This window comes from Paraburkholderia humisilvae (assembly GCF_902859855.1).
In the GTDB taxonomy this organism is placed as follows: domain Bacteria; phylum Pseudomonadota; class Gammaproteobacteria; order Burkholderiales; family Burkholderiaceae; genus Paraburkholderia; species Paraburkholderia humisilvae.
The window spans coordinates 1-5,956 of record NZ_CADIKH010000159.1; the positions used below are offsets into that span (position 1 = coordinate 1).

A 5,956-nucleotide genomic window follows, 5' to 3' on the forward strand; every position below is an offset into this window, starting at 1 on the left:
GGGGCGTGGCCCCGTGCCACGCCCGTGCGGCTCTGGCAGTCATGCTAACCCGCGTTTGATTTCCTGCGGCAGGCCAGCCTCCGCCTCCACGGAAAATCATTCTGACTTACCTGGGCGGTTGCGTTACTCACGCCGGGGGATGGTGTGGTCAACAGGCGGACGCATTTCCCGATCGGTGCCAGCGCCTTTCCGAGGTTGGGCGTCACCGAGTTGAGCAAGCGTGTGCCGCAGAGCCTCGATGACGTCAGGTGTAGCTTCAGCAGGGCTCGGAGGTGATCAGTAGTGCGACCGGATAGTGCCTCGCGCAGTTCGGGCGCTTTCTTGCGCGCATTGCCTTGGAACAGCGCGGCTAGCCGCTCGGGATTGTCCCCGCCGGCGACGATGGCATGGAGTATGACGTGCCCACAGCTTTGCGCGGCGGGTGAGGCCGCGCTCGATTTCGCCTGCGCTGGTCACGCGGGCGCGCATAGTGCAGGCGGCGGCTGCTGACGGGCAGCCCAACAGTGCGATCGCGCAGCGCCTGCAACTCACGCGCGCCACGGTGGGCAAGTGGCGTCTTCGGTTTCTGGAGCAGCGCGTCAACGGACTCCATGACGAAGCGCGCCCCGGCAAGCCGCGCACGATCGACGATGAGCGGGTGGCTCAGCTGATTCACAAGACCCTGCACACCAAACCCGCCGATGGCGCCACGCACTGGAGCGTACGTACGATTGCCGCCGAAACTGAACCGCCCCGGATTTGGTGGAGGCTCCAACTCTTGAGAGAATGGAGCCATGAACAAGTCGAACAAATTTTCTGCTGAAGTCCGGGAACGTGCAGTGCGCATGGTGCAAGAGCATCGGGACGGGGAAGTCCCTTTCATTCTCTAGGGTTGTATTGATAGCCTGATGTCGTCAACGCGATATTCCTCTTTTGCGTATCTGCTGCGTATGAAATATCCTGTTGATACCTTCCTGACCACGGACCGCCATGAAACGACGGATCGTCGGACAAATGCTGGATTGGAGCAGTTCTCTCGAAGGACGGCTCACAACGCGTCGAGTCACCTGACGGAACCACCCCCTCAGGTGCTCATGGAATCGGACGTAAACGTCTCCGCTCATCCGGCTTTTTCCACCGAAGCCTGCTAGCACGTTTAGGGTGTTACTCGTAGCGGCGCGTTGCGGATGCTCCCGATATTGGTTGCACCCGTCCATCTCTTGCGCCTCTCCGCCTTCGTGCTGCCGGATTCTGCGTTACTCCACGATTCGAGGTACCCGACAGACGGCGGCTACTATTTTGGTTCGGAAGCTTCACGCCGAGTCGTTACCAGCTCCGCATGTCCGGGTAGGGAACGGTTGATCGAACAGCCAGTTTCAGCAGATCATGCCTACCCCCGTGAAATAGAGAAGCGTGCGACTTTGCAGGTCGCACGAGTATGCCACTCTCCATTTTTTAGCTGGCGTTCTCACGGCGCAGCCGCATCAGTTCTCTGCCGCTCGGCCGTAGTCAGCCGATCACGACGCACATTCGCGTCACGATCGGCCTGCGCAGCCCAGTTGATGATTGTCTGCGCAGTGGAATGCGACCTCCTCGGGCGTACGACCCGCCTCCATCAACCCCACCTTATGCCCGCGGAATCCCGCAGCGTAAGGGGTACGATGCCTAACCTTTTTTCGACACCTCCTTAGAAATAGGTCTCCGGTTTAGCGGGTCAATCTTAATCGACACTTTTAAGCAAGACCGTGGCACCTGACTGTTATTGGCCTCGAACTCACCTCGGCGCATCCCCGACTTCGGCGCCACAATCTTTGACAATATAGTGTTTTACACCCGTTAAAGTACGTGCAGAAACAACTCGAAGAAGCAAATCGCTTCGAGGGCGTCTAACACTTTACCGCTGCTCATTGCGAACAACGATCAGCGTTTTGCTTCGAATAACGAGGGTGCTCGACGGTTTTTGGTGATAACGATTTGCTCACTGCTAGAAATGATTCGCCCAGTATGTTTGTGCAGAAGCTGAGTACTGGGACGTATCGTTTGGTTAAAGATTATTCGGGCGGTCAAACGCATTATCAATTTGGAGAAAATTTTATGCATTCCTCAGGCGACGAAGAACAACGTCCAGCGAATAAAGTGCCGGAATGGGCTGGCTCTGATCGAAATTTCGTAGAAAATCCATATGATCTAAAGGGCGCCATAGTCGAACTAACGAATCTGCCTTCGCGGGATGAGGTTTCGAATCAGAAATTGGTCGTGTCAAAAAACGCATCCAAAGGCAAATGCAATGTTGCGGACTTTTTGATGAGGGCGCTTGCAGTTAAGGGGGTGGATACGATATTCCTAGTTCCAGGGAAGATGGTTTATCCACTTCTAAAGGCAATCGACGAATCTCGATCGATTCGCGCAATTGTTGCAGCTCATGAGGCCGGCAGCGCCTTCATGGCCGATGGCTACGCTAGGTCCAGTGGGAAATTCGGTGCATGTCTCGCGATTTCCGGGCCGGGCGCAATGAACTTCATGCCTGGCATGGCGGCTGCGCGTGCGGATAAAATTCCTGTACTCTACATTTCCGGGGGTATCTCCTCTAGCGATGAGGGTAAGGGGGCGTTTCAGGACGCCACTTTGGGAGGCATCGCCGAAAGCAACAGTATCGGCAACTTGATCAAGAATGTCGTTGTTCTCAGAAACAAGAAGTCTCTCCGAGCCGAAATGCGTCGTTTGATGAATGGATTGAACTGGACGCGGCGAAATCAGTCGTATATTAGCATCCCTGTGGATGTGCAGGCGCAGGAAATTCCATTTGTGCCGACGCAGAAGACTCTTTTGCGTGAACGGGTTGAGTTCAGTGGAGGTGAATTTCCTGCCAACGCCACGGCGGTAATGGCTTTATGCGATAGTTATTTAACAAAGAACAAAAAAATTGCTTTTCTCGTCGGTAGCAGGGTAAATGATCGTGTGGCGGCGAGTTATTTAATCAAGGTGGCTGAGAGATTTTCCATTCCCGTGGCGACGACGATATCGGGAAAAGGATCTTTTCCGGAGAGCCATTCTCTTTCGCTCGGCGTTTATGGATTTGCTGGACATGCAAGAGCGATAGATCTTATAAATTCAGCGGAGCTCGACGCACTTGTTGTATTTGGAAGTGATTTGAATCAGCGTGATAGTCTGAACTGGAGCAGTGATCTGACTGATAAAAAGGATTTAATTATATTCGATGATTCGTTTGATGCGCCTGCGCAGGGGCACATTGAAAGCGGTGTCGTTCTCTCGGGGATTAGGGAGACATTCAAGATGCTGGCTGAAATGGATATTATGAATAAAGATGAATTGTCCTTGGCTGTAAAAACAAGAAAAGAGTGGTTGATTAATCTGAATAAGGGTTCTCTGTATGATCCCCAGTTAGAGAATGCCGATTTTAGGGTCAGTAACGATGGTCCGTCGATGTACCCGGGAGAAGCAATCAAACGGTTAGGCGAGCTTCTCCCCAAGGAAACAAATATTGTCGTCGACTCCGGTGCACACCGGGTATATATGGCTCATTACTGGATATCCTCCGGAGTGGCTAACTACTTTTCGTCCAGCACGCTTGGTCCGATGGGTTGGGCAATTGCCGCCGGAATCGGCGTAAAGCTTGGTGCGCCGAATTGTCCCTGCGTGGTTGTGACGGGCGACGGATGCATGCTCATGCATGGCGTCGAAATACAGACTGCTGCTCGTTACGGAGTCAAAGTAATTTATATTGTCTTGAATAACGCTGCACATGGCCCGCTGCAGATTGATGTGCTCCGGAATGGGGCAGTTTCGGAGCGGTTCGGGACGCTGCCGCGTCATGACTGGGCGGGCTTCGCCAGATCGCTTGGAGTGGCTGCACGCGTGGTCGAGCGGGTCGAAGATCTCGAAGGGGCTGTTGATGACGCGATGCGATCTGAAGGCCCATTTTTGATTGAAGTCATGGTCGGCGTTCACCCTGCACCGAATAGATACTATGAAGAATCGGTGGCAAAAAGCAGAAAAGCGGAAGCCGCATTGGGCCAGTAGTTCAGCCGCTGTCACGAATGGAAGTACTGTCCCGCCGGGCGCCTGCCTGTGGCGCCCAGCCTGTAGGTACAGCTATCAACCGGGCTACGGCGGGCGTTTAGCGAGCAGGCCGTGGTTGTACCCGGTACACAGGCCGCAACCATCGTCATCCAGCGTCTTGCCCAGCAACTCGTCTCCTTGCCGCAAGCAACGCGACGAAGTCGGACGTCTGGTAGATGCGCACCCTCTCCGAATTCGGAGAGCAGGTCACGTATGTGGTTGTAGATCGCAGTGCGTTCCTCGATGAAACCCGGCCGCGTCCGCTGAAGGCAGGGTGTCGCCTGCTGGTGTTCGTCTTTCAACAGAACGTATGCTCGGGGGAGTCACTGCCTCACAGATAGCCGCCGCGTCCGCCACGTCGTTCTTTCCGCGGTTGCCCGGCATCCGGTAGGGTGCCACGAGCGCTGATGGCGCATTAGTGAAAGCTGCATGCAGGCGCTAGAACAGGCCAGGACGATTCTGACGGCCTTTTCCGGATCGTCGCTTACCGCCGCGCTTGTGAGCGCAACTGCGCCTGGCGTCTTGAAGCCTGCCCCTGCAAGCGGGCTCCAGGAGGCCGGCGCCAATCTTTGGCGCGGCATCACGAGCTCGCGCCCGTGTTCGCGACATAATTAGTGTGGGAGCGAGTTCGGGTTGATCGGATGGGCGACGGGCATGCCCGGCGTTCCAGGGTAGAAAAGAATAAGCTCCAGCGGCTCATCGCCACTAAGGCCATGAGTGACTGTGTGCGTTGAGTCAGGCAACACTTCGCCCGCGATAAGTTTTATCTCGCGCCCATCGTCGGTCTGGACGGTCAGTGTCCCGGTTTGGACGTACACCGCACTCGGCATCGGATGCGTGTGCCAAGGCATGTCGCTATGTGGGGGAATGATGAGCTTCAGTACGGTCAATTCAGGTTGTCCCTTGGGGTACGAAGAATACCTCGCACCGTCCCATGCATGGGTGGATTTGAGCAGGACTGTGACCTTCGCGCCATCAACCGCGAAAATCTCTTTTTCCTGAGTGGTCGGCTGTGCTGCCAAGGCTCCAGACGCGACAAAACCTACTGCAAATGAAAAAAAGCAATTCTTGAAAACTGTTTTCATGTCGGGCTGTTCCATCCATGAGTTGATGTGTTTAAGAATGTAGCTATGAGTAAATTCTGAGGCAAGTTTCGATTATATTTCGCAGTATTTGGTATTTGCGCATGTCAATTTTTAGCGATTTCGTAACGTATTATGATGGCGAAAAATAACTATTGGATAATGAATTGTGCGTTGTGGTTATTCAATTTCCATCGTGGAGAATTGGTAGGGGCTCACCTCCTTCGGATCTCAGATAAGCTGTGGTGGCACTGACATTGTGGTGGTTGATCGTTGCGACGCTTGGCCTCAGTGCCGGCTTGTTGTCCCTCCGTCTTGGGTCGCCGACTGACCAATGAGTTGGAGCATCCGAGGAATGGGGCTTCGTCGCTGCGTATCTGACCTTGATGAGAGAGGACGCGCCACAGCGCCGATATGAACTGCGGGAAATGTTGAATGTGCTGTGCTGGATAGGGCGAGCCGATATCTCGCGGCGTTTGCTGCCGCCCGGCTTCCCACCGTGGGAGGTGGTGTATCAGCAAAAGCAACGCGGCTTCGAGGCGATGGGCGCGACTTGTGCTCACTGCTGCGCGTGGTGCAACAGCGTCGGGCCTACACCCCGTTGCCGTCTCCGTGCTATGCATTGGAAATACTGCACCGATTATCCAAAGTCCCTAGATGCTATGTGGGAGGGTGTTAGGCACTTTGGATAATCGGCACGGCATGAACAAGCATAAGCATGGCGAAGACGACGAAGTGCAGGCCCGCGAGGGTTTCGGGCAAGCGCTCATCCCCCAAGGGGACTTCCTTCGGGGCGTAGTCGCGCGCCAGTCGCC

2 protein-coding genes and 4 pseudogenes are annotated in these 5,956 nt (G+C 54.9%); 4 read left to right on the forward strand and 2 right to left on the reverse strand.

Annotated features, from left to right (window positions below; translation table 11 throughout):
* Positions 1-412: 412 nt before the first annotated feature.
* The 3 genes and pseudogenes from HV796_RS39750 to HV796_RS44905 form a co-directional block, all read left to right on the forward strand.
* Positions 413-724: pseudogene (locus HV796_RS39750) on the forward strand (helix-turn-helix domain-containing protein); the annotation flags it as partial.
* Between the two features lie 1,259 nt (positions 725-1,983).
* Positions 1,984-4,020 carry a thiamine pyrophosphate-binding protein gene (locus HV796_RS39755; RefSeq protein WP_246356333.1) on the forward strand — a complete coding sequence of 679 codons (2,037 nt, stop codon included), beginning with the start codon at positions 1,984-1,986 and terminating at the stop codon, positions 4,018-4,020.
* A 93-nt stretch (positions 4,021-4,113) separates the two neighbouring features.
* Positions 4,114-4,249 (forward strand): annotated as a pseudogene (locus tag HV796_RS44905) (IS110 family transposase); the annotation flags it as partial.
* Positions 4,250-4,370: 121 nt separating this feature from the next.
* Here the strand turns inward: HV796_RS44905 and HV796_RS46215 are convergent.
* Together HV796_RS46215 and HV796_RS39765 are read right to left on the reverse strand one after the other, a co-directional pair.
* Positions 4,371-4,491, reverse strand: a pseudogene (locus HV796_RS46215) (IS110 family transposase); the annotation flags it as partial.
* Positions 4,492-4,670: 179 nt separating this feature from the next.
* Complete coding sequence (locus HV796_RS39765; protein WP_175233225.1) at positions 4,671-5,144, reverse strand: cupin domain-containing protein; 474 nt, start codon at positions 5,142-5,144, stop codon at positions 4,671-4,673.
* A 374-nt stretch (positions 5,145-5,518) separates the two neighbouring features.
* Between HV796_RS39765 and HV796_RS39770 the strand changes: the two are divergent.
* Positions 5,519-5,730, forward strand: a pseudogene (locus HV796_RS39770) (IS5/IS1182 family transposase); the annotation flags it as partial.
* Positions 5,731-5,956: the final 226 nt, after the last annotated feature.